19 protein-coding genes are annotated in these 22,173 nt (G+C 60.4%); 5 read left to right on the top strand and 14 right to left on the bottom strand.

Annotated elements, in window-relative coordinates; translation table 11 throughout:
- The 5 genes from KGA96_RS17875 to KGA96_RS17855 all read right to left on the bottom strand — a co-directional run bounded on the left by KGA96_RS17875 (position 1) and on the right by KGA96_RS17855 (position 4,201).
- The gene (locus KGA96_RS17875) at positions 1–336 is read right to left on the bottom strand and encodes a type II toxin-antitoxin system RelE/ParE family toxin (RefSeq protein WP_046039935.1); all 336 of its coding nucleotides are present in this window, start codon (positions 334–336) and stop codon (positions 1–3) included.
- A 56-nt stretch (positions 337–392) separates the two neighbouring features.
- Positions 393–1,118 carry a cobalt-precorrin-6A reductase gene (locus KGA96_RS17870; RefSeq protein ID WP_046039937.1) on the bottom strand — a complete coding sequence of 242 codons (726 nt, stop codon included), beginning with the start codon at positions 1,116–1,118 and terminating at the stop codon, positions 393–395.
- Positions 1,115–2,212, bottom strand: coding sequence for a cobalt-precorrin-5B (C(1))-methyltransferase (locus tag KGA96_RS17865; RefSeq protein ID WP_223466370.1), 1,098 nt, complete (start codon positions 2,210–2,212; stop codon positions 1,115–1,117). Before KGA96_RS17865 ends, KGA96_RS17870 begins: the two co-directional genes overlap by 4 nt.
- The gene (gene cbiE, locus KGA96_RS17860) at positions 2,205–3,416 is read right to left on the bottom strand and encodes a precorrin-6y C5,15-methyltransferase (decarboxylating) subunit CbiE (protein WP_223466372.1); all 1,212 of its coding nucleotides are present in this window, start codon (positions 3,414–3,416) and stop codon (positions 2,205–2,207) included. Before cbiE ends, KGA96_RS17865 begins: the two co-directional genes overlap by 8 nt.
- A gap of 137 nt (positions 3,417–3,553) precedes the next feature.
- Positions 3,554–4,201 carry a hypothetical protein gene (locus tag KGA96_RS17855; protein ID WP_223514069.1) on the bottom strand — a complete coding sequence of 216 codons (648 nt, stop codon included), beginning with the start codon at positions 4,199–4,201 and terminating at the stop codon, positions 3,554–3,556.
- A gap of 299 nt (positions 4,202–4,500) precedes the next feature.
- Here KGA96_RS17855 and cobG point away from each other — a divergent pair, with 299 nt between their 5' ends.
- From cobG to KGA96_RS17830, 5 genes are all read left to right on the top strand, one after another.
- Complete coding sequence (cobG, locus tag KGA96_RS17850; RefSeq protein WP_317850349.1) at positions 4,501–5,808, top strand: precorrin-3B synthase; 1,308 nt, start codon at positions 4,501–4,503, stop codon at positions 5,806–5,808.
- The gene (locus KGA96_RS17845) at positions 5,801–6,427 is read left to right on the top strand and encodes a precorrin-8X methylmutase (RefSeq protein WP_046039946.1); all 627 of its coding nucleotides are present in this window, start codon (positions 5,801–5,803) and stop codon (positions 6,425–6,427) included. Before cobG ends, KGA96_RS17845 begins: the two co-directional genes overlap by 8 nt.
- A complete protein-coding gene (locus tag KGA96_RS17840; protein WP_046039991.1) occupies positions 6,427–7,158 on the top strand; it encodes a precorrin-2 C(20)-methyltransferase in 732 nt (243 codons plus the stop codon). Before KGA96_RS17845 ends, KGA96_RS17840 begins: the two co-directional genes overlap by 1 nt.
- Positions 7,158–8,867, top strand: coding sequence for a precorrin-3B C(17)-methyltransferase (gene cobJ, locus KGA96_RS17835; RefSeq protein WP_223514067.1), 1,710 nt, complete (start codon positions 7,158–7,160; stop codon positions 8,865–8,867). Before KGA96_RS17840 ends, cobJ begins: the two co-directional genes overlap by 1 nt.
- Before the next feature lie 177 nt (positions 8,868–9,044).
- Positions 9,045–9,890, top strand: a complete 846-nt coding sequence (locus KGA96_RS17830) for a hypothetical protein (RefSeq protein ID WP_223514066.1) — start codon at positions 9,045–9,047, stop codon at positions 9,888–9,890.
- 203 nt (positions 9,891–10,093) lie between these two features.
- Here KGA96_RS17830 and KGA96_RS17825 read toward each other — a convergent pair whose 3' ends face one another.
- The 9 genes from KGA96_RS17825 to accC form a co-directional block, all read right to left on the bottom strand.
- Positions 10,094–10,690 (bottom strand): MarC family protein, encoded by a 597-nt coding sequence (locus tag KGA96_RS17825; RefSeq protein WP_008053960.1) that lies wholly within the window; start codon positions 10,688–10,690, stop codon positions 10,094–10,096.
- 66 nt (positions 10,691–10,756) lie between these two features.
- Positions 10,757–13,534 (bottom strand): hybrid sensor histidine kinase/response regulator, encoded by a 2,778-nt coding sequence (locus KGA96_RS17820; protein ID WP_046039952.1) that lies wholly within the window; start codon positions 13,532–13,534, stop codon positions 10,757–10,759.
- 100 nt (positions 13,535–13,634) lie between these two features.
- Entirely contained in the window at positions 13,635–14,930 is a 1,296-nt protein-coding gene (gene purD, locus KGA96_RS17815; RefSeq protein WP_223514065.1) for a phosphoribosylamine--glycine ligase, read from the bottom strand.
- A 188-nt stretch (positions 14,931–15,118) separates the two neighbouring features.
- Positions 15,119–16,726, bottom strand: coding sequence for a bifunctional phosphoribosylaminoimidazolecarboxamide formyltransferase/IMP cyclohydrolase (purH, locus tag KGA96_RS17810; protein WP_223466379.1), 1,608 nt, complete (start codon positions 16,724–16,726; stop codon positions 15,119–15,121).
- 82 nt (positions 16,727–16,808) lie between these two features.
- Complete coding sequence (fis, locus tag KGA96_RS17805; RefSeq protein WP_015093301.1) at positions 16,809–17,129, bottom strand: DNA-binding transcriptional regulator Fis; 321 nt, start codon at positions 17,127–17,129, stop codon at positions 16,809–16,811.
- Positions 17,126–18,136 carry a tRNA dihydrouridine synthase DusB gene (gene dusB, locus KGA96_RS17800; RefSeq protein ID WP_046039959.1) on the bottom strand — a complete coding sequence of 337 codons (1,011 nt, stop codon included), beginning with the start codon at positions 18,134–18,136 and terminating at the stop codon, positions 17,126–17,128. The genes fis and dusB overlap by 4 nt, the downstream gene beginning before the upstream one ends.
- Before the next feature lie 184 nt (positions 18,137–18,320).
- The gene (locus KGA96_RS17795; protein ID WP_223514064.1) at positions 18,321–19,574 is read right to left on the bottom strand and encodes a DUF3426 domain-containing protein; all 1,254 of its coding nucleotides are present in this window, start codon (positions 19,572–19,574) and stop codon (positions 18,321–18,323) included.
- 30 nt (positions 19,575–19,604) lie between these two features.
- On the bottom strand, positions 19,605–20,483 hold the full coding sequence (gene prmA, locus KGA96_RS17790) for a 50S ribosomal protein L11 methyltransferase (RefSeq protein ID WP_046039961.1): 879 nt from the start codon (positions 20,481–20,483) through the stop codon (positions 19,605–19,607).
- Positions 20,484–20,809: 326 nt separating this feature from the next.
- The gene (gene accC, locus KGA96_RS17785) at positions 20,810–22,168 is read right to left on the bottom strand and encodes an acetyl-CoA carboxylase biotin carboxylase subunit (RefSeq protein WP_046039962.1); all 1,359 of its coding nucleotides are present in this window, start codon (positions 22,166–22,168) and stop codon (positions 20,810–20,812) included.
- Positions 22,169–22,173 lie beyond the last annotated feature (5 nt).

Below are 22,173 nucleotides of genomic sequence, written 5' to 3'. Positions count from 1 at the left end.
TTATCTCCGGTGTCGTTCAGTCTTTTTTCGGGATCGAAACTCGGCTATCAGTACTTTCGCCTGCTTGATGTCAGTTTTTTGTGTGGACTTGTCACCGCCACCAAAAAGGATGATCAGGTGCTTCCCTTCTTGAACGAGATAGATTCTATAGCCCGGCCCCCAATTTATCCGGTACTCGCCGAGCCCGTCGAACCACTTGATGTTTGATGTGTTTCCTAACTCGAGGCGCAGCAACGCGGTGGATACCTTAAGCGCTGCTTGCGCATCCAAGCTGGAAAACCAGCGACCAAAGGGGCTGGTTTCGTTGTCCTGTACGTATTCTTCGAGTGTGATCACAGGCAGCCCTGACGGTAACAAATAGGTTACTTATCATGCAAGCCAATGATCCTGACCTAATGAGCGAAGACCGACAACGCGCCAAGTGTTTCCTCAGGCGTCAGGAACTCCCGATCAACCCCCGGCAACACCGGCCGCTTCAAAACAATTACCGGTACCCCACGCTCACGTGCCACTTCCAGCTTCGGCTCGGTCGCCGTGCTGCCGCTGTTTTTGCTGATCAGCACGTCGATGTTTCGCCGTTCGAACAACTCACGTTCATCGTCGATCAGGAAGGGCCCACGTGCGCCGATCACTTCGCAGCGCTCGTTGCCCGGATACACATCCAGTGCGCGCAGGGTCCAGAATTGCTCCGCGGGAATTTCGTCCAGGTGTTGCAGGGGCTCGCGGCCGAGGGTGAACAGCGGTCGACGGAAGGGCTTCAGGGCGTCGATCAGTTCGGCCCAATCGCGGACTTCCCGCCAGTCATCACCCGCCTGGGCTTGCCAGGCCGGACGGCGCAGCGCCCAGCAGGGGATGCCGCTCAAGCGCGCGGCAGTCGCGGCGTTCTGGCTGATGCGGGCGGCGTAGGGGTGAGTAGCGTCGAGCAGCAGATCGATGCCTTCATCGTCAATGAATTGCGCCAGGCCTTCGGCACCGCCGTAGCCGCCGACGCGCACCTGGCATTGCAGATCGGTCGGCACCCGACCGATACCGGCCAGGCTGTAGATATGCTGCGGTCCCAGCGTGCGGGCAATGGCCATGGCCTCGGTCACGCCGCCGAGCAGCAGGATGCGCTTCATTGAAATGCTCCCGCATGGCCAACGATCCCGCCCTGGCGATCGATGGCAAAGACTTCCACCTGAACCTGTGCCGGCACCACGCTACGGGCAAAATCCAGAGCGTGCTGACAGACTGCATCACCCAGGGCGACCCCGGCCGCGGCGGCCATGGCCAGTGCCTGCTGGCTGGTGTTGGCCTCGCGGATATTCTGCTGCAACGCCGCATCGGCGCCGACCTGCGCCGCCCATAGCGCCAGTTGCGGCAGGTCGATACTCGAATGACGACTGTGCAAATCCATGTGCCCGGCCGCCAGTTTGCTGATCTTGCCGAAACCGCCGCACAGGCTGAGTTTATCCACAGGTACTTTGCGCAGGTGCTTGAGCACGGCACCAACGAAGTCGCCCATTTCGATCAGGGCGATTTCCGGCAGGTTGTAGACCCGGCGCATGGTGTCTTCGCTGGCGTTGCCGGTGCAGGCGGCGATGTGCAGGTAACCGTTGGTTTTCGCCACGTCGATACCCTGGTGGATCGAGGCGATGTAGGCCGCACAGGAAAACGGCCGGACGATGCCACTGGTGCCGAGGATCGACAGGCCGCCAAGAATGCCCAGGCGCGGGTTCATGGTCTTCAGTGCCAGTGCCTCGCCGTTCTCGACATTGACCGTGACCTCGAAACCACCGCTGTAGCCGAGTTCGTCGGCCAGTCGGGCCAGGTGTTCGCTGATCATTTTGCGAGGCACCGGGTTGATTGCGGGCTCGCCGACACCCAGCACCAGCCCGGGCCGGGTCACGGTACCGACGCCGCAACCGGCCTTGAAGCGCGTCCCCGGTTCGGCGCTCAGGCGCACCTGGGAGTAGAGCAGGGCTCCGTGGGTCACGTCCGGATCGTCACCGGCGTCCTTGAGGGTTCCCGCTTCGGCGCCGTCCTCTGTGAGGCGGCAAAACTCAAGACGCATCTGTACCTGTTTGCCCTTGGGCAACACGATTTCCACCGCATCGGTCGATGTTCCATCCAGCAGCAGACGCGCGGCGGCGAGGCTGGTGGCCGTGGCGCAACTGCCGGTGGTCAGGCCACTGCGCAGGGGGGCAGGTTGTTCGGCGGTTTCGTCACGCATCGAAGGGTTTCGTCACTTCCAGCAAGGTAATCGGCAAGGCCTGGCGCCAGGTGTCGAAGTCGCCCAGCGGTTGTGCTTGCGCGATATGAATTCGCGTCAGCTCCCCACCGTGTTGCTCGCGCCAGGCCATCAGGGTCATTTCACTTTGCAGGGTGACTGCGTTGGCGATCAGCCGGCCACCGGGTTTGAGTTCGGCCCAGCAGGTATCGAGCACGCCCTCGCGGGTGACACCGCCGCCGATGAAAATCGCATCCGGCCGCTCGAGTCCCGCCAATGCCTGCGGCGCGCTGCCGCGAACCAGCTGCAGGCCGGGTACGCCAAGGGCATCGCTGTTGTGTTCGATCAACGCTTGCCGGCCCGCATCTGCCTCGATGGCCAGTGCGCGGCAAGCGGGGTGGGCGCGCATCCATTCGATGCCGATCGAGCCGCTGCCGGCACCGACGTCCCACAACAGTTCGCCGGGGATCGGGGCCAGGCGCGCGAGGGTGATGGCGCGCACATCGCGTTTGGTCAGTTGGCCGTCGTGCTTGAAGGCGGAGTCCGGCAGGCCGGCCAGTCGCGACAGACGCAGCGTGTTTGGCTCGGCGATGCACTCGATGGCGATCAGGTTCAGGTCGGCGATCACAGGGTCGATCCAGTCATTGGCGATGCCGTCGATACGCCGCTCTGCTTCACCGCCCAAATGTTCGAGCACAGTCATCCGGCTCGGACCGAAACCACGTTCGCGCAGCAGTGCGGCGATGGCGGCGGGGCTGCTGCCGTCGTTACTCAACACCAGCAAGCGCACGCCACTGGACCATTGCGCATTGAGTGCGACGACGGGGCGGGCAACCACCGACAACGTGACCACTTCCTGCAACGGCCAACCCATACGCGCTGCGGCGAGCGAGCAGGAAGAGGGAGCGGGCAGAATAAGCATTTCATCGCTGGATAAATGTCGGGAGAGACTGGCACCCACCCCGAAAAACATCGGATCACCGCTGGCCAGGACGCAAACGGGTTCTCCCTGTTTCGTCAAAACCGGTTCAAGGGCAAAAGGACTGGGCCACAATTGCCGTACACCGCGGATGCAGGCTGGCAACAAGTCCAGCTGCCGTTGACCGCCAATGATCCGGGTAGCGTTCAGCAGAGCGTGTCGGGCATTTTTGCCAAGCCCCTTGAAGCCTTCTTCTCCAATGCCTACCACTGTCAGCCAGGGGGTCATGCCGTTCCTCTTCTATCAATCGAAGCCAAATCATCACGCTGCCGGTCTGTGTCGACCTGGCGGTTGTGCATCATAGCGCGGTGTGGATTGAATTCGCCTGTCGCCAGTGTCTGTAAAGGTGGTCGGGGCTTATCCCGTTAATGGTTCTTTTTCAGGTCGAATCTCTTCATTATGATTTCGAGCCGCTTGCGTTCCATGAGCGGCCTTTTGCTTTCGAGTATGTTTTTGTCCAGTTTAAGATAAGCGCGTTGCTGGATGATTTTTGCAGCGTGGTCTTCCATGTTAAAAAATAGAAAGCCACTTTTTTTGATCGTGGTAACTAATTCAAGATTAAAGACTGCGATTTCAAGAAACCCCTTTGAATCGTAGCGTGTGGGTATTACTTGAAAGCGCTCTCCCAGGGAACTTTGTTGGTCCAGTGAATAAAGCGCCGGCTGGTTGGGTTTCAGTGCGTCGAGCGTGTCAATCATGGCGTTCCCTTGCCGGCGATCCGGCATGGTTTGAGCGCTTTGCACCAGAAACTCGGCAATGCTTTTCGAAACAGAGTGTTGAGTGCGGGTGAAGATGGCATCCTGATAGACAGACCAGCCGAAGAAATTCAACGTCGTAACGTATTCATTCAGCCACGTTGTCGAGTCGGCGAAGCGACTGCCGACCATGTCAGCGGACTGGGTGGCTATCTGTGTGCAATGGGTGAAGTCGTCGTAATCTTGCAGCGAAAGTTCTTCGGTGCACGAAATAAGATTGTGGGCAGTCAGTATTCCATTCGCTTTTTCAATGTTCATTTTTTTCCTTTGATATAGATGATTTTTTGCTGTTGTTTTTCTTCGGAGCGCGGTGAAAAGTACAAGAGTTGGTGTGTGGTTTAAATAAGTCTGGTTGGTTGAATTGATTCTTGCTGTTAGCGTTTTCGCTGAGTGTTCAATTAGAACTTGCGATGGCGGTCCACGCTTGAAGCGAAAAGCCTGGGCCCGGGATCACGCGCTTTTCGTCGTCAACCTGCCAGGGTTTTTCATCCGGCCGGACAAAGCAGGCATAATGCTGTCCTTCGTCTTGTGCCGGTCGTCCTGTGAAGTCACGTCAGATACCCAACCGCTTGCGCCCTTCCGCCTGTCCCGGGTTGTTGCGTGTCGTCCAGGCATTGGACGGTGGTATTTGCCGGATCAAACTCGACGGTGGTGCCATCGGTGCGCACCAGGCAATCGCTGTGGCCGATGTCGCCGAGCGATATGCCAGCGGAGCGATCGAGGCGACCAACCGGGCCAACCTGCAGATCCGCGGCATTGGCAACGAGCAAGCGGCGTTGATCGACAGCCTGCTGGCTGCCGATCTGGGGCCGCGCACGGCGGCTGGCGACGATGTGCGCAACCTGATGCTCAGCCCCGGCGCCGGGATCGATCGGCGCATGCTGTTCGACACTCGCCCGCTGGCCGGGCAGATCCTCGCCACACTGCAAAGCCACGAAGCCTTCTACGACCTCAGTGCCAAGTTCGCTGTGCAACTTGATGGCGGCGAAGACCTGGCGATGCTCGAACATCCCCATGACCTGTGGCTCTCGGCGTTTGAGCAAGACGGCGAACAACGGCTGGCGTTCGGTCTGGCGGGATGCCCGACGGACAGCCCCGCCGGTTCGGTTGCGCTGGCTGACGGGCACACACTGGTGGTCGCGGTTCTTGAGTTGTTCCTTGAACTGGCGCGCCCCGAGCAGGCGCGAATGCGCCATTTGCTGGCCGAGTACCCGATAGAGGACGTTCTGCTTCGGCTGGCCGAGCGAGTGCCGCTGCGAGCCGTTGTCGGTTGGCAGCGGGTTTCGGGCTTCAGTGATTTGCACCTGGGTGCCCATCCCCAGGCCGAGTCCGGTGTTATCTATGTGGGGGCCGTCCCGCCGCTGGGGCGGCTTGATCCGGCGATGCTGCGGGGGGTGGCATACCTGGCACGCGAGTTTGGTGATTCCAGCCTGCGCTTCACACCCTGGCAAAGCTTGCTGCTGCCCAATGTCCGCATGGACAATGCCGCCGAAGTCATGGGGCGTTTGCAACGCTTGGGCTTGTCCTGTGAAGCCGGTCAGCCATTGTCCAGGTTGATCGCCTGCACCGGTTCCAGCGGTTGCGCCAAGGGGTTGGCCGAGACCAAGGGCGATGCCCTGCAACTGGCCGCGCTGCTGCACAGCCATGGACCGGCACTGAACATGCACCTGAGCGGTTGCCCGCGCTCCTGCGCCGCCGCGCATACGGCGCCCGTCACATTACTGGCCGTCGCCCACGGTCACTACGATCTCTATTTTCGCGATGCAGCGCAGCCGGGTTTCGGCGCGCTGCACGCACGCAACCTTACTATTGAAGCGGTCGCGGCCCTGCTCGACGCCCGCTCACGGAGCCCCCTTGATGCTTGATTACATCCGCGATGGTCAGGAGATCTATCGCAACTCCTTCGCGATCATTCGCGCCGAGGCCAACCTCGAGCGAATCCCGGCCGATCTGGAGAAACTCGCGGTCCGTGTCATTCACGCCTGCGGTATGGTCGAGGCCATCGACGGCCTGCAGTTTTCCGCAGGGGCGGGCAAGGCCGGGCGTGATGCGCTGGCGGCCGGCGCGCCGATTTTGTGCGATGCGCGGATGGTCTCAGAAGGCGTGACCCGCGCGCGGTTGCCGGCGAACAATCCGGTGATCTGTACCCTGCGCGACGAGAGTGTTCCGGAACTGGCCCGTGAATTGGGTAACACCCGCTCAGCCGCTGCGCTGGAACTGTGGCGTCCGCACCTGGAAGGCAGCGTGGTAGTCATCGGCAACGCCCCGACGGCACTGTTTTACTTGCTGGAAATGCTCGACGCCGGTGCGCCGAAACCGGCGCTGATCCTCGGTTTTCCAGTGGGCTTCGTCGGTGCCGCCGAATCCAAGGCCGCGCTGGCAGCCGACAGTCGTGGCGTGCCTTTTGTCATCATGCAGGGTCGCCTGGGCGGTAGCGCCATGGCCGCCGCCGCCGTCAATGCCCTCGCCACGGAGATCGAATGATGCAGCAACCTGGACGTTTGATCGGCCTCGGCGTCGGCCCTGGTGATCCGGAACTGATTACCGTCAAGGCCCTGCGCTTGCTGCGCGAATCGCCGGTAGTGGCGTACTTCGTGGCCAAGGGCAAGAAAGGCAACGCCTTCGGCATCATCGAGGCGCATCTGCAGGATGCACAGAATCTGTTGCCGCTGGTGTACCCGGTGACCACCGAAGCGTTGCCGGCACCGTTGTCCTACGAACAAGTGATCAGCGACTTCTACGATGACGCCGCCGACGAACTGGCGACGCATCTCGATGCCGGTCGCGACGTGGCGGTGATCTGCGAAGGCGATCCGTTCTTCTACGGCTCCTACATGTACTTGCACGACCGGCTCGCCGAACGTTATCAGGCTGAAGTCGTGCCCGGTGTGTGCTCGATGCTCGGCGGGGCCTCGGTGCTCGGTGCGCCGCTGGTGTATCGCAATCAGAGTCTGTCGGTGTTGTCCGGTGTGCTGCCGCACGACGAACTCAAGCGTCGCCTGGCCGATGCCGATGCGGCGGTGATCATGAAACTGGGGCGCAACTTTCCCAAGGTTCGCCAGGTACTGGAAGAACTCGGCCTGGCCGAGCGCGCTTTGTACGTCGAGCGCGCGACCATGGCCAATCAGAAGATCGTGCCGCTGGACCAGGTCGAGCCGATGTCCTCGCCGTATTTCTCGCTGATCATCGTTCCCGGCGAAAGGTGGCAAGGCTGATGACCCGTCCAGTTCCGGCGATTGTCATTCTTGGCAATGGCAGCCTCGCTACCGCACGCAGCATTCAGCAGCTGTATCCCGACGCCCTGATCCACGGCCTGGCCGAACGGGTCGAAGGCGCGGATCGGGTCTATCACGAATTCGGTGCGACCCTGCGCGAGCTCTATCAACAGGGTGCACCGATCATTGCCCTGTGCGCGGCCGGGATCGTGATCCGCACGCTGGCGCCCTTGCTGCTGGAAAAAGGCGCCGAACCACCGGTATTGGCAGTGGCCGAAGACGGCAGCGCCGTGGTTCCACTGTTGGGTGGTCTTGGCGGAGTAAACGTGATGGCGCGGGAGATTGCCGCCACGCTGGAAGTCGCGGCGGCGATCACCACCAGCGGCGAGTTGCGTTTCGGCACGTGCCTGCTCAACCCGCCCAGTGGTTATGCCCTTGGCGACCTGGAACTGGGCAAGCGTTTCGTTTCCGATCTGCTCGCCGGCGAAACGGTGCGTATTGAGGGTGAGGCCCCGTGGTTGGCGCAGGCGCAATTGCCCGAAGACGCGCTGGCCCGACTGGCGGTTCATGTCGGTCATGCCGAACGGGCACCTGCGGCCAACGAATTGTTGATCTACCCGCGCAATGTGGTGGTCGCCGTGGACGCTGGCCTGGTGAACGTCGCAGAGGCGGTGCGCGAGGCGTTGCATCAGGTAAGAATTGCCGTGCAGTCGCTGGCCTGCCTGTTGGCCGCCGATACCGAAATGGCCAATCCGGCGTTGCGTGAGGCAGCACTTGAACTGGGCGTGCCGTTGCGCTTTGCCCACGCAGGGCAGTTACTTGGCGAACGTCTGCGTACTGCCATGGGTCGGCCCGTTTCCATGCTTGGTAACGACACTGTTGCCATTGCAGTCGCAGACCAGCCGCTGGACCCGTTGCAGATCGGCCGCCCGCGTGGACGGCTGGCGGTGATCGGCCTCGGGCCGGGGGCCGCCGAACTGATGGTGCCGGCCGTGAAGGCTGAACTGGCCCGCGCCAACGATGTATTGGGCTACGAAACCTACGTGCGCATGGCCGGGCCGTTTCGCGACGATCAGGTGCTGCATTGCACCGACAACCGCGAAGAGATGCAGCGCGCCCGTCACGCTTTCGAGTTGGCGGCCCAAGGGCGTTCGGTGGTGGTGGTTTCTTCAGGTGATCCGGGTGTTTTCGCCATGGCCGCGGCGGTGCTTGAGGCGCTGCACGAGTCCACCGACGTCCATTGGCACAACGTCGATCTCGAGATTTTGCCGGGGGTTTCCGCCTCGCTGGCGACGGCCGCCCAGGCTGGTGCGCCGCTGGGTCATGACTTCTGTGTGCTGTCGCTGTCGGATAACCTCAAGCCCTGGTCGATCATTGAAAAACGTCTGGATCTGGCAGCGCAAGCTGATCTGGCAATGGCGTTCTACAATCCGATCTCGCGTTCCCGACCTTGGCAATTGGGGCGTGCGCTGGAGATCGTCGCTCAGCATCGCGCACCTGAAACGCCAGTTGTGCTAGGGCGTGATGTCGGACGCCCGGGGCAGACACTACGCGTGACGACGCTTTCTCAATTGACTCCAGACCAGGTCGACATGCGGACCATGGTGTTGATTGGTTCATCCACGACTCGCGTGTTTCATCGCTCCCAAGGAATGCCGTGGGTTTATACGCCGCGTAGTTATGGTGATAAATTAAGCGATATTAACTAATTTAATATCACTGTTTGGTGCAGTGTTGTTCGGGCTGAGCGGCTCGACAACTGCTGCATGGTTGATGGGTGCTTACATATGTCGACATTCAATCGGGTTTGATAGCAGAGTTGGGGTGATTTAGATTCGTTTTGTCTCTGCAGGAGACTTAAACGAATTTAAAAGGAGTAGTTCGATATGGAAATCGTAGAAGGTTTTGTCACTCATAAACAATGCACCGATATTGGGAAGGCGCGTCTTGCCAGGTCAAAGGCGTTGTTGAGCAGTGCTCCTCGTGCAAAAGCGTTAATGTCGACCACTGCGTCGAGTTCACCCAAGGCATTGAACGATTCGAGTCCTACCAAGGAATTGGATGCTTTGGTTTTGGGCAATACGCTCATTGGTTATGGCGATAATATTTCGCTTGAAAATATGACGATTATCGAAAACCTCATAAAGTTTTCGAAGTTGGAGGCCGATCGCGAGACTAAAGACAGTCATAGCCCCGCCGCCTGGCACCGAGCCTTTCTCCAGTGCATGGAGGATATGGGGTGTTCTGTTCCCATCAACGCGAGTATCGAATACAAAAAAAGGTCTGGTAGCGGGACAATGAAAAATGTTGTCACCTCTATTATCCAGGCGGGCGTTGAAGCGGCAAAAGCTGCCATTCCCGGTGCGACCGTGCTAAGTGCCGTCGCCGACAGCACATTGTCAGCATTGGAAAAAGAGCCTGAAACAATCAAGGTTTTCAACTATGAAGTTACCAAGGCCAAGGGTATAAAGCTGGCCTTGCTGCCTTGCGAGCAAACGAAAAACGGATTGGTTATGGTTTCGTTTTCATCCGTTAATCATGTCGGAGATCAAGTGGGTGGTGGGGTTTTGTTTTTGGATTTGAAAATTGCAAGTCTCGATATTTACCAGGGCTCCAACTTTCTCGCCTTTAATCCTGCTGCTTACGCTGAAGTAAAAAATGATGTCGAATTTATCCTGGCGCAGAATCGGAAAGAAGTGTTGGCTAAAAGATTTGTGCGTCGCAGGCAGTGAACTCAATCAAGCCGGTTCAGAGGCTGATAGTCTTTGGTCTGTTTGAAACCTGTAGGGGTGTAGAAGGGGAAGGGTTAAACGGTTTGAATCAATGGTGCGAGGAGTACGAAGCAGGCGCCGTGCAGCGATGAGGCACACGGCGACATCCTGGATGCTTCGAGTCCGCTAGCCCCACGATTTGCCAGAACCGGAGTGCTTTATGTTCAAGGCACCAGATAACCCTTCACCCCGGTGAAGATGATCTGCGCCGCCAGTGCGCACACGAACAACCCCATCAATCGGCTGACGATCTGTAGCCCCTGGTCGCCGAGAATGCGCTCGATGCGGCCGGACAAAAACAGCACCACGCCCACGGTAAAACTGGCCAGGGCAATGCTGACAATGGCCGTGAGCTTGTCGTCCCAGTGCGGCTGGCTCACGCCCATCACTAGCAAGGCGCCGATCGTACCGGGACCGACTGTCAGCGGGATGGTCAGCGGAACGATGGTGACATCCTGCTGCACGTTGTCGGTCTGTACCGCCGATTTGCCTTGTGCCATGCCCAGCGCCGAGATGAACAGCACACTGCCGGCGCCAATGCGGAATGCGTCCACGGTAATGCCGAACACGCTGAAAATCACCCGTCCGAACAAGTACAGCAGAACGCTGGAGACCAGGGTGGCGACCGCTACTTTCCAGGCCAGTCGACGCTGTTCCTTGCGCGAATAACCACGGGTCAGGCTGATGAAACAGGACAACACGAAGAATGGGCTATAGAGCACCAGCATCTTCAGATAAACGCTGAACAACACATGGAGCATGGTGCCGGGCTCACTGGCGAGGGAAGTCGAGGGGGGAGTCTATCAGGGGTTGCGAAGTCTGTCGGCTCAGGACGTTTGGGTTGTCGTGCGATTCTGCTGGTCACGCTGGGCAACCCAGTGCTCGATCAGTTCGCGCAACTGCGACAGTTCCACCGGCTTGGCCATGTGTCCGTCCATGCCAGCCTGGCGCGCACGCTCTTTGTGTTCGGCAAGGATATGGGCGGTCAACGCCACCACAGGGGTGCGAACCCGCTGGTTGCCGACTTCCCAGGCGCGCAATTGCTGGGTGGCCGAGAAGCCGTCGAGGATCGGCATTTCGCAGTCCATCAGCACCAGGTCGTAACGCTGGGCTTTCATCGCCTGCAGGGCTTCTTCGCCGTTGCAGGCGGTATCCGGTTGCAGATTGAGCTTGCTCAGCATGCCGCGGATCACCTTGGTCGAGATGCTGTTGTCTTCAGCCACCAGAATGCGGAAGTCGCAGGGGACCTTGATCGGCAAAGCCGGGCCGCTTGGTACGGGCTGGGTCGCGACGAGCCCTTTGTTGCGCTGGGTCAGTTCGTCGGCCAGGGTAGTCTTGAGGGTGTAGCCGGCCACCGGCTTGGCGAGGATGCGCTTGATCCCGGAGTTGCGCGCGATGATCTTGCTCGGTGCGTTGCTGATGCCGGTGAGCATGATCAGCAGGATGTCATGGTTCAGGCTCGGGTCTTCCTTGATCTTGGCCGCCAGTTGCATGCCGGTCATGCCTGGCATGTTCTGGTCCAGCAGGACCACATCGAAGTAATCGCGCAAATGAGCCTTGGTGCGCAGCAGGGCCAGCGCTTCCTTGCCGGAAGACGCGGCGCTGACGTTCAGGCCCCAGGCGCTGCATTGCTGCACCAGCACCTTGCGACAGGTGTCATTGTCGTCCACCACCAATACCCGCGCACCCTGCAGTGGGCCGTCGAGGTCGGAGGTCGGGTGTTCGAGGCGATCCGGGTCCAGCGGCAGGGTCAGCCACAGGGTGCTGCCCTGGTTGTTGCCGCTCTTGATTCCGAATTCACCCTGCATCAAGCGGATCAGCTGGCGGGCAATCACCAGCCCCAGGTTGCCGCCCAACTGGGTGGCCGAAAGAAAATGCCGGCTGTGCAGTTCGGTGTGCATCAGGGCGTCGCGTTCTTCGGCGTCCATGGGCTCGCCGCTGTCCTGCACGGCGATGCGCAGGCGTGGTTTGGTGTTGCGCTCGTCGAGCGCCACGACGATCAGGATTTCACCTTCATCGGTTTTTTTCAGGGCGTTTTCAAGCAGGCTCAACAGCGTCTGGCGCAAGCGTGTAGGGTCACCGCTGATCACCCGCGGCACTTGCGGCTGGATGAAGCTGATCAACTCGACGTTTTGCTGCTCGGCCTTGGCGCGGAAGATGCTCAGGCAGTCTTCGATCAGCGCGTTGAGGTCGAACTGCACATCGTCCAGCTCGATCTGTCCGGACTCGAGTTTGGAAATGTCGAGAATTTCGTTGATCAGTGTCAGCAGTTCGTTGCCGGCGCTGTGGATCGTCTGCACATAGTCGCGTTGCTTGACCGATAGCGGCGTGCCCAGCAGCAGCTCGGTCATGCCGAGGACGCCGTTCATCGGGGTGCGGATCTCATGGCTGATCTTCGCCAGGAACTCGGCCTTGGCGTTGATCTCGGCGTTGCTGGCCGCCAGGTCACGGCTGATGCTGAAGCGGTCTTCGGTGATGCGGCGCTGGCGCTCGCTCAACGCAATGCTCATCAACAGGCCGCTGATGCAGATGAACGCCAGCAATGTGGTGATCAGGCCATGGGGTTCGATCAGGGTCAGCCCCAACAGCGCGGGCAGGATGACCAGTGTCCCAAGATTGAACACCACCATGGCCGCCACGAAGAAGCGAGCCGGGCGATAACCTTTTTGCCAGTGATAGGCGCTGATGAACAGCATGGTCAGGCCAGCCAGGGCTACCAGGCCGTAGGTAATGAAGTTCAGCGGCAAGGTATTGACGAACAGCAGCATCAGCCCGCAGGCGGTGATGAGCAGGACCTCTCCAAGCAGCAACCGGTTCAGCGGATGCGGCCCGAGCGGGGCGAAGAAGCGATAGGCAAGCATCAGGCCGCAGGGCGCAGTCATTATCAATGCCAGGTAAGCCCCCGGCGTTTGCAGTGCATGCCAGTCCGGAAGCCAGGGGCCGGCGAGGTTCAGCAACAACAGCAGGCTGAGCATCAACAACCCTTCGCACGTCGCCAACCAGAGGGCGCTGCGCGAGCGGGTGTAGGTGTAGCGGATGAGGTTGTGCAGGATCAGCATGGCGATGCAACCGAACAACAGGCCATAGACCAGCGTCTGGTTCTGGTTGGCGGCCGAGATGATCGCCGATTGCAGGGTGATATAGGGCCGTAACTGGTGGTCGGAGGCCAGTCGCAGGTATACGTCGAGAGGGTTGTCGCTTTGCGGCAGGGCCAGCATGAAGTCGCTACTGGGCAATGGTCGCTCGGATTGGGGGCGTTCGTTGCCCGTGCTGGATTGATCGATCAGCGTGTCGCCGTCCAGTACGTACATGTTGAACTGACGCAGGTCAGGCGCGAACACCCGCAGCAATTGTTCGTGTTTGCCCGGTGCAAGCCTGAATCGCAACCATAGCGCGCCATCGGGTTCGGCTGCGGTAATGCGGTCGAGTTCTATGGGGCTGAATTGATTGGTGTAGCGTGCGGAGCGGATGTCGCTCAGTTGCAGATCGCCCTGTTCGTCGAGCAATACCGCCCAGCCACTGCCTTGCGCGGCCTGGGCCGGTAGCATGCAGAGCAAGGTCAGCAACGTGACGGTCAAGCTTATGGCAATCCTGAGCCAGCGCACGGCGAAATCCCTTCGTTAGGTTGATGCCAGAATATAACGATGCGCGGCGCCGGAATAGCCAGGCAATAAACGGTGTTCATTGCCTGGCGCGGTGTTTACCTTATTCCTGGTTTTCGCCACGCTCGCGGGCAATGGCGCGGTAGCCAATGTCCTTGCGATAGAAACAGCCTTCCCAATCAATCGAAGCCGCCAGCTTGTAGGCTTGTTGTTGTGCAGCGTCGACGCTGGCACCCATGGCCGTGGCGCAAAGCACCCGACCACCGGCCGTTACGACTTGACCGTCATTGAGCGCAGTACCGGCGTGGAAGACTTTGCCTTCCAGTGTGGCGGCTGCATCCAGCCCCTTGATGGCCACGCCTTTGGCGTAGTCACCAGGATAGCCGCCAGCGGCCAGGACGATGCCGACGCTCGGGCGTGGATCCCATTGTGCTTCTACTTTGTCCAGCGCCTGGGCCAGGGCGGCCTCGACCAGCAGCACCAGGCTCGACTGCAGGCGCAGCATCACCGGTTGGGTCTCAGGGTCGCCGAAGCGGCAGTTGAATTCGATGACTTTTGGGTTACCAGCCTTGTCGATCATCAGACCGGCGTACAGGAAACCAGTGTAGACGTTGCCTTCCTCGGCCATGCCGCGCACGGTCGGCCAGATCACCAGGTCCATGACGCGCTTGTGCACTTCGGCGGTGACCACTGGCGCCGGGGAGTAAGCACCCATGCCACCGGTGTTTGGACCGGTGTCGCCGTCACCGACGCGTTTGTGATCCTGGCTGGTGGCCATCGGCAGTACGTTCTTGCCGTCGACCATGACGATGAAACTGGCTTCTTCGCCGTCCAGGAACTCTTCGATGACCACGCGCGAACCCGCATCGCCAAAGGCATTGCCCGCCAGCATGTCACGCACGGCGTCTTCGGCTTCGGCCAGGGTCATGGCGACGATCACGCCTTTACCGGCGGCCAGGCCATCGGCCTTGATCACGATCGGAGCGCCTTTTTCACGCAGATAAGCCAGGGCCGGCTCGATCTCGGTGAAGTTCTGGTAGTCGGCAGTCGGGATCTTGTGGCGAGCCAGGAAGTCCTTGGTGAAGGCTTTGGAACCTTCCAGCTGCGCAGCGCCAGCGGTCGGACCGAAGCAATCCAGGCCGCGGCTGCGGAACAGGTCCACAACACCGGCAACCAGTGGCACTTCAGGGCCAACGATGGTCAGGGAAACGTTTTTCTCGGCAAAGTCTGCCAGTTGTTCAAGCGCCAGTACGTCGATGGCGACGTTCTCGCACTTGGCTTCGATGGCGGTACCGGCGTTGCCCGGAGCTACGAAAACCTTCTGCACGCGCGGATCCTGAGCCACTTTCCAGGCCAGTGCGTGTTCACGGCCACCGCTGCCAATGATCAAAACATTCATTTCAAAAACCTCGGATGACGCTAATTCTGTTTAGGACCCAAAGCGCTTCACGCCCTGGGAGGTTGCAATGACGCCGGTAGATGCAAAGCGGAGCCCACCTCGATGAGCGGAGTTGCCTTCTGGCAATGAGCATCATCGAGGTGGGCTCCAACGCAGCAGATGCCGGCGTCAGTGCGACCGTTGCCGTATTAGTGACGGAAGTGGCGCATGCCGGTGAATACCATCGCGATGCCGGCTTCGTCGGCAGCAGCAATCACTTCGGCATCACGCATCGAGCCGCCTGGTTGGATCACGGCAGTCACGCCCGCCTTGGCCGCATTGTCCAGACCGTCGCGGAACGGGAAGAAAGCGTCGGAAGCCATCACCGAACCGGCTACCTGCAGGCCAGCGTGCTCAGCCTTGATGGCCGCAATACGTGCCGAGTTCACGCGGCTCATCTGGCCGGCGCCGACACCGATGGTCTGGCGATTCTTGGCGTAGACGATGGCGTTGGACTTGACGTACTTGGCAACTTTCCAGGCAAAGATCAGGTCGTGGATTTCTTGCTCGCTCGGTGCGCGCTTGGTCACTACTTTCAGGTCGTCGGCGCCGATCATGCCGATGTCGCGGCTCTGTACCAGCAGGCCACCGTTAACGCGCTTGTAGTCCCAGGCAGCAGCGCGGTCAGCCGACCACTCGCCGCAGGCCAGCAGGCGTACGTTGGCTTTGGCAGCGACGATGGCGCGGGCCTCTTCGCTGACCGACGGAGCGATGATCACTTCGACGAACTGACGCTCGACGATGGCCTTGGCGGTCTCAGCGTCCAGTTCGCGGTTGAAGGCGATGATGCCGCCGAATGCCGATTCGGTGTCGGTGGCGTAGGCCAGGTCGTAGGCCTTGCGGATGCCGCCTTCGGCATCAGGGCTGACAGCCACGCCGCACGGGTTGGCGTGCTTGACGATTACGCAAGCCGGCTTGACGAAGCTCTTCACGCATTCCAGCGCGGCGTCGGTGTCGGCCACGTTGTTGTACGACAGTTCCTTGCCTTGCAGCTGGGTCGCGGTGGCGATGCCGACTTCGGCAGGCTTGGCTTCAACATAGAACGCCGCGCTCTGGTGCGGGTTCTCGCCGTAGCGCATTTCCTGGGCCTTGATGAACTGGCTGTTGAAGGTGCGCGGGAACTCGCTGCGGCCTTCGGTGCTCAGGGTTTCAGCCGTCTGGTTCACGGTGCCCATGTAGTTGGCGATCATGCCGTCGTAGGCGGCAGTGTGTTCGAAGGCCTTGAGCATCAGGTCGAAACGCTGGGCGTAGGTCAGGCCGCCGGCTTTCAGGTTTTCCAGTACGTTGGCGTAATCGCCGGCGTTCACCACGATCGCCACGTCTTTATGGTTTTTCGCTGCCGAACGAACCATGGTCGGGCCACCGATGTCGATGTTCTCGATGGCGGTCGGCAGGTCGCAGCCTGGCTTGTTGATGGTGGCTTCGAACGGGTACAGGTTGACCGCTACCAGGTCGATCGGCCTGATGCCGTGCTCGTTCATGATGGCGTCGTCGATACCGCGACGACCGAGGATCCCACCGTGGATTTTCGGGTGCAGGGTCTTCACCCGGCCGTCCATCATTTCGGCAAAGCCTGTGTAATCCGCGACTTCCACTGCGGCAACGCCGTTGTCCTGCAGCAGCTTGAACGTCCCACCGGTGGAGAGGATCTCGACGCCCAGGGCTTCAAGCTCCTTGGCGAATTCGAGGATCCCGGTCTTGTCGGAAACGCTGATCAAGGCGCGGCGGATCGGCAGGCGGGTAGTCTGGTCGGTCATCTCAATTTCCATCAAAAGCAAAGGAAGTCAGCAAAAAAGGCGACCGGTTTTACGCGGGCGCCTTTCTGGTTTGATTGAATGCTTACAGCAAATCGTACTGCTTGAGTTTCTTGCGCAGCGTGCCCCGGTTCAGCCCGAGCATCTCACTGGCCTTGGTCTGGTTGCCCTTGACGTAATTCATTACGCACTCGAGCAGGGGGGCCTCGACTTCGGAGAGCACCAGGTTGTACACATCCGTGACGGCAGCGCCCTCAAGGTGGGCGAAATAATTGTGCAGCGCCTTCTCGACACTCCCGCGAAGGGTCTGGCCTTCTTCGCTTGGCGTATTGAGGTGCTGTTTCAAATTCACGTTGTCGCTCACGGGTGTTGTTCCACTCACTAAAGTCTCGGTCATCATCGTCATGCGGCCACCCACTCTCCGTCCCCTGTCAGGCTCTTGTAACGCTCGGCGAAAAACGCCCGAACGTTGGCGCATTGTGTATCCGTACCATCCAAACGATTGAAGTGGGCGCGAAACTCCCTGGCGCCCGGCAGGGTTGCGAGATACCAGCCCACATGCTTTCGAGCAATGCGCACGCCCATGACATCGCCATAGAAGGCGTGCAGGGCGGCCAGATGCTCTAGCAGAATGCGTTCCACCTCGATCAGTTCCAACGCCGGGAGTTTCTCGCCGGTACGCAGGAAATGGTCGATCTCGCGAAAAATCCATGGCCGCCCCTGGGCAGCCCGGCCAATCAACAGGCCATCGGCACCGGTCGCGTCGAGCACGTACCGGGCTTTTTCCGGCGAATCGATATCGCCATTGGCGAAGACCGGGATCGACACTGCTTGCTTGATCGCGGCAATGGTGTCGTACTCGGCTTCACCGGTGTACAGGTCGGCACGGGTGCGGCCATGCACCGCCAGCGCCGTAATGCCTGCCTGCTCGGCGATCTTCGCCACCGTCAGGCCATTCTTGTTGTCCCGGTCCCAACCGGTCCGGATCTTCAGGGTAACCGGCACATCGACCGCAGCCACGACGGCCTGCAGGATCTCGGTTACCAGGAGTTCATCCTTCAACAGTGCGGAACCGGCAGCCTTGTTGCAGACTTTTTTTGCCGGACAGCCCATGTTGATATCAATGATCTGCGCACCCATTTCAACGTTGGCACGGGCGGCGTCCGCCAGCATCTGCGCGTCCCCACCGGCGATCTGTACCGAGCGTGGCTCGGGATCACCTTCGTGGATCATGCGCATGCGCGACTTGCGGGTGTTCCACAAACTCATGTCGCTGGTGACCATTTCCGAGACGACCAGTCCCGCACCCAAGCGCTTGCACAGCTGACGAAAGGGCTGGTCGGTGACTCCCGCCATGGGGGCGAGAATCAAGCTGTTATGTAATGTGTATGGGCCGATGCGTACCGCCGACATAGGACTTCCCTGTTGTGGGGCCGGATCATGAGAGTTCGAAAAAGGGTTGGCATGATACCCGCTCTCGATGACTGGATAAAGGCTGAATTGAACAAATTCTGAACAGTTATTCTGTTATTACCCGTGGTTTGGTTCGCCCGGGGCAGTCAGAAAGCCGGCGTTAATCCGGGAACAATGAAGCGTTTCACTCCGGAGAGTGAAAGCTCAGACTGTAGTTCACGGCCTTGGCACCTGGGTCGAGAATGTCCAGGGCGATGTGGATCGGCGTTTGCGGAGGCATCTCCGCCATGCCTTCGAGATCGCCATTGAGGTATTCGCCAGGCTTGAAGCGACGACTGGCGATCAGATGGCCATTGAGGTCGGCGAAGCGCAGTTCCAGCAGCGGGAAGGGCTGGGAGAAGGGCGCGCGGTTATAGATGATCGCATCGACCACCAGGGCGCCATTGAACTCGGGATGGCTGCGCACCACCAGGTTGCTGCTCTTGATTTTCGCGATGTCGACTTTGGAGGGCACGGTGCAGCCGATTTGCGGGCACAGTTGCTGGAACCACGGGCGATATTGATCCTGTCGCGCCAGTTCGTCGAAATGGTAGGCGATGTACTGGCCGGCGAGGGCGCCAGCGGCAATCAGCACCAGTAGCAGCCACAACAACCGTCGGCCCCAGGGCGAGCGGCGTTTTTGCCAGTCCAGTTGCAGCGGATCGTCGGTCAGGTCTTGCAGCACTTCGGCACGCACGCCCGGCTCGCTGCGTTCGCGTCGCTTGCGCAGCGGTTCGATCGAGGGCAGGTTGTCGTCGATTTCGCTCTCGTCGGCGGCCGACAGGCGTTCGCGGTTCAGCGGCGCATCGAGAGGGTCGTGCAGTCGCAAATGGGGTGGCTGCGGTTCGTCGTCGAGATCAACCGGTTCCAGGGACAGCGAAGGTTCGGTGCGCGAGGCTTTGCTCGGTTCGACCATCGGCTCTGGCGTTTCAAGGCTGTCGAGCGGTTCGTCGAGTTGCGCGCGATCGGCCGCCGACTCACTGAACAGGCTGTCGGACCACGGCTCCTCGTCGTCATGCTCGTTGCTGTCGCGACGGGCACTCAGCGAGTCCTCGCGATGGCGGCCGAGTTCGGTAGTCGGCTGGATTTCCCGCTGTTCGAGCCGGGCGAGCTCTTCGTCGAGGTCGAGGCTGTCCAGGTCCAGTTCAGTCGCGCTCCATTGCTTTTGGCTGATGGCGCGCGGCGCTGATGACTCAGGGGGTTCCTCAGGCTGCACAGGCGGGAGCGGCATCGCGACCGGTGCTTCCTTGCCGGCCTGCTCAAGCAGCTGCCTGGCGGCATTGAACACCTGCAGGCAGGAGCCGCAACGAACTACCCCGCGAGCCACGCTCAATTGGGCATGGCTAACGCGGAAGCTGGTTTGGCAATGCGGGCACTGGGTGACGAAGCTGTCGGTCATGCGGCGATCCGGATTATGCAGGCAATCATTCTAGCGCCGACGGCCAGTGATGCGCACCCAGCCATCGCGATTGGCGATCGGATCCAGATCGAAGTCCTTGGCGTAGGCGGCAGCGACTTCGTCACCCTGTTCGGCGAGGATGCCCGACAGCGCCAGGCGACCGCCCGACTTGACCAGGCCGGACAGCTGTGGCGCCAGGGACACCAGAGGGCCGGCGAGAATGTTGGCCACCAGCACGTCGGCCTGCACCTGCGGCAGGTCTTCCGGCAAATACAATGGGAACAGTTCATCGGCGATACCGTTGCGCCCGGCGTTGTCGCGGGAGGCTTCCAGCGCCTGCACGTCGATATCGGTGCCCACGGCCTCTTTGGCGCCCAGCAACAGGGCAGCGATCGCCAGAATCCCCGAGCCGCAGCCGAAGTCCAGCACGTTGCAGTCTTTCAGGTCCTGACCGTCGAGCCATTCCAGGCACAGTGCGGTGGTCGGGTGGGTGCCGGTGCCGAACGCCAGGCCCGGATCCAGCAGCAGGTTCACCGCGTCAGGTTCTGGTGCGGCGTGCCAGCTCGGCACGATCCACAGGCGCTGGCCGAATTGCATTGGCTGGAAACCATCCATCCAGCTGCGCTCCCAGTCCTGGTCTTCGATCACTTCGCTGTGGTGCTCGGGCAGCGGGCTGCCGGTCAGCAGTTCCAGATGGGCCAGTACCGGGCCTGGCTCGGTGCCGCCTTCGAACAGGGCCAGCAGGTGCGTGTGGGACCACAGCGGCGTGGTGTTGAGTTCCGGCTCGAAGATCGGCTGATCTTCGGCGTCCATGAAGGTCACCGACACGGCGCCCACTTCAAGGAAAGCGTCTTCATAGGTTTCGGCTTGTTCTGGGCTGATGGCGAGACGTACTTGCAGCCAAGGCATGGCGGGCACCTTTGAAAAATATTGATTGCAGCCTGGTGGGCTGCGAGAAGGACGCAAGTTTACGCGAGCGCGGGGCAGATGACGACCGGGTTGGTAGAGTTCAGGTGTGAACGAAAGACCTGTGGCGAGGGAGCTTGCTCCCGCTGGAGCGCGAAGCGATCCCAAAACGGCAGGCACGGTTCTGTCTGGTCTGGCCCGGCTTGATGGTTTTGCGGTTGCTGTGCAACCGAGCGGGAGCAAGCTCCCTCGCCACAGAGATACGGTGCGCAGTAATGTCCAGATACAACAAAGCCGCCCGAAGGCGGCTTTGTCGATGGGGTCGAAGCTTAGTGCTTCTCGCCAGCCAGCTTGTGCTCGAGGTAGTGAATGTTCACGCCCCCTTTGCAGAAGCCTTCATCGCGGGTCAGGTCGCGGTGCAGCGGGATGTTGGTCTTGATCCCGTCGACCACGATCTCGTCCAGCGCATTGCGCATGCGCGCCATGGCTTCGTCGCGAGTTGCGCCGTAGGTGATCAGCTTGCCGATCAACGAATCGTAGTTCGGCGGAACGGCATAACCACTGTACAGGTGCGAGTCGACGCGAACGCCGTTGCCGCCTGGGGCGTGGAAATGCTTGACCGTGCCCGGGCTCGGCATGAAGGTTTTCGGGTCTTCGGCGTTGATCCGGCATTCCAGCGCGTGACCGCGGATGACCACGTCATCCTGGGTGAACGACAGCTTGTTGCCGGCGGCGATGCTGAGCATCTCCTTGACGATGTCGATACCGGTGACCATTTCTGAAACCGGGTGCTCTACCTGGACACGAGTGTTCATCTCGATGAAGTAGAAGTGACCGTTTTCGTACAGGAACTCGAAAGTGCCTGCGCCACGGTAACCGATATCGATGCAAGCCTTGACGCAGCGTGCGAGTACTTCCTCACGTGCGTTCTCGTCGATGCCCGGTGCCGGCGCTTCTTCGAGAACCTTCTGGTGACGACGTTGCAGCGAGCAGTCGCGGTCGCCCAGATGGATAGCGTGGCCCTGGCCATCGGAAAGTACCTGAACTTCCACGTGGCGTGGGTTGGTCAGGAATTTTTCCAGATAGACCATCGGGTTGCCGAACGCCGCGCCAGCTTCGGAGCGGGTCAGTTTGGCCGAGGAAATCAGGTCTTCTTCTTTATGCACAACGCGCATGCCGCGACCACCGCCGCCGCCAGCGGCCTTGATGATCACCGGGTAACCGACTTCGCGACCAATGCGCAGAGCGGTTTCTTCGTCTTCCGGCAGCGGGCCGTCAGAGCCCGGAACAGTCGGAACGCCGGCGGCGATCATGGCGTGCTTGGCCGATACCTTGTCGCCCATCAGGCGAATGGTTTCGGCTTTCGGGCCAATGAACGCGAAGCCGGAGTTCTCGACCTGTTCGGCGAAGTCGGCGTTTTCCGCAAGGAAGCCGTAGCCCGGGTGAATGGCGGTGGCGCCAGTCACTTCGGCCGCAGCAATGATTGCCGGAATGTGCAGGTAGGAGTGGGCGGCCGATGCCGGACCGATGCAGACGGATTCGTCTGCCAGGCCCAGGTGCATCAGTTCCTTGTCAGCCTTGGAGTAAACGGCGACGGTCTTGATGCCCATCTCTTTGCAGGCGCGCAGGATCCGCAGGGCGATCTCACCGCGGTTGGCGATCAGAACTTTTTCCAACTTCGCAGTCATCAAAG

Origin of the sequence: Pseudomonas sp. GL-R-26, from assembly GCF_019947365.1 — a bacterium.
In the GTDB taxonomy this organism is placed as follows: Bacteria; Pseudomonadota; Gammaproteobacteria; order Pseudomonadales; family Pseudomonadaceae; genus Aquipseudomonas.
The sequence above is the reverse complement of the archived record's forward strand: the minus strand, read 5'-3'. Positions and strand labels throughout refer to the sequence as shown.

What these genes read in the sequence shown, in the direction of transcription:
- KGA96_RS17845 (WP_046039946.1), top strand. Translation starts at nt 5,801, where the DNA reads ATGCTTGATTACATCCGCGATGGTCAGGAGATCTATCGCAACTCCTTC.
- accC (WP_046039962.1), bottom strand. Translation starts at nt 22,168, where the DNA reads ATGACTGCGAAGTTGGAAAAAGTTCTGATCGCCAACCGCGGTGAGATC.
- cobJ (WP_223514067.1), top strand. Translation starts at nt 7,158, where the DNA reads ATGACCCGTCCAGTTCCGGCGATTGTCATTCTTGGCAATGGCAGCCTC.
- KGA96_RS17855 (WP_223514069.1), bottom strand. Translation starts at nt 4,201, where the DNA reads ATGAACATTGAAAAAGCGAATGGAATACTGACTGCCCACAATCTTATT.
- KGA96_RS17830 (WP_223514066.1), top strand. Translation starts at nt 9,045, where the DNA reads ATGGAAATCGTAGAAGGTTTTGTCACTCATAAACAATGCACCGATATT.
- KGA96_RS17825 (WP_008053960.1), bottom strand. Translation starts at nt 10,690, where the DNA reads ATGCTCCATGTGTTGTTCAGCGTTTATCTGAAGATGCTGGTGCTCTAT.
- dusB (WP_046039959.1), bottom strand. Translation starts at nt 18,136, where the DNA reads ATGTCGGCGGTACGCATCGGCCCATACACATTACATAACAGCTTGATT.
- KGA96_RS17795 (WP_223514064.1), bottom strand. Translation starts at nt 19,574, where the DNA reads ATGACCGACAGCTTCGTCACCCAGTGCCCGCATTGCCAAACCAGCTTC.
- purD (WP_223514065.1), bottom strand. Translation starts at nt 14,930, where the DNA reads ATGAATGTTTTGATCATTGGCAGCGGTGGCCGTGAACACGCACTGGCC.
- KGA96_RS17865 (WP_223466370.1), bottom strand. Translation starts at nt 2,212, where the DNA reads ATGCGTGACGAAACCGCCGAACAACCTGCCCCCCTGCGCAGTGGCCTG.
- cbiE (WP_223466372.1), bottom strand. Translation starts at nt 3,416, where the DNA reads ATGACCCCCTGGCTGACAGTGGTAGGCATTGGAGAAGAAGGCTTCAAG.
- fis (WP_015093301.1), bottom strand. Translation starts at nt 17,129, where the DNA reads ATGACGATGATGACCGAGACTTTAGTGAGTGGAACAACACCCGTGAGC.
- KGA96_RS17870 (WP_046039937.1), bottom strand. Translation starts at nt 1,118, where the DNA reads ATGAAGCGCATCCTGCTGCTCGGCGGCGTGACCGAGGCCATGGCCATT.
- KGA96_RS17840 (WP_046039991.1), top strand. Translation starts at nt 6,427, where the DNA reads ATGCAGCAACCTGGACGTTTGATCGGCCTCGGCGTCGGCCCTGGTGAT.
- prmA (WP_046039961.1), bottom strand. Translation starts at nt 20,483, where the DNA reads ATGCCTTGGCTGCAAGTACGTCTCGCCATCAGCCCAGAACAAGCCGAA.
- purH (WP_223466379.1), bottom strand. Translation starts at nt 16,726, where the DNA reads ATGACCGACCAGACTACCCGCCTGCCGATCCGCCGCGCCTTGATCAGC.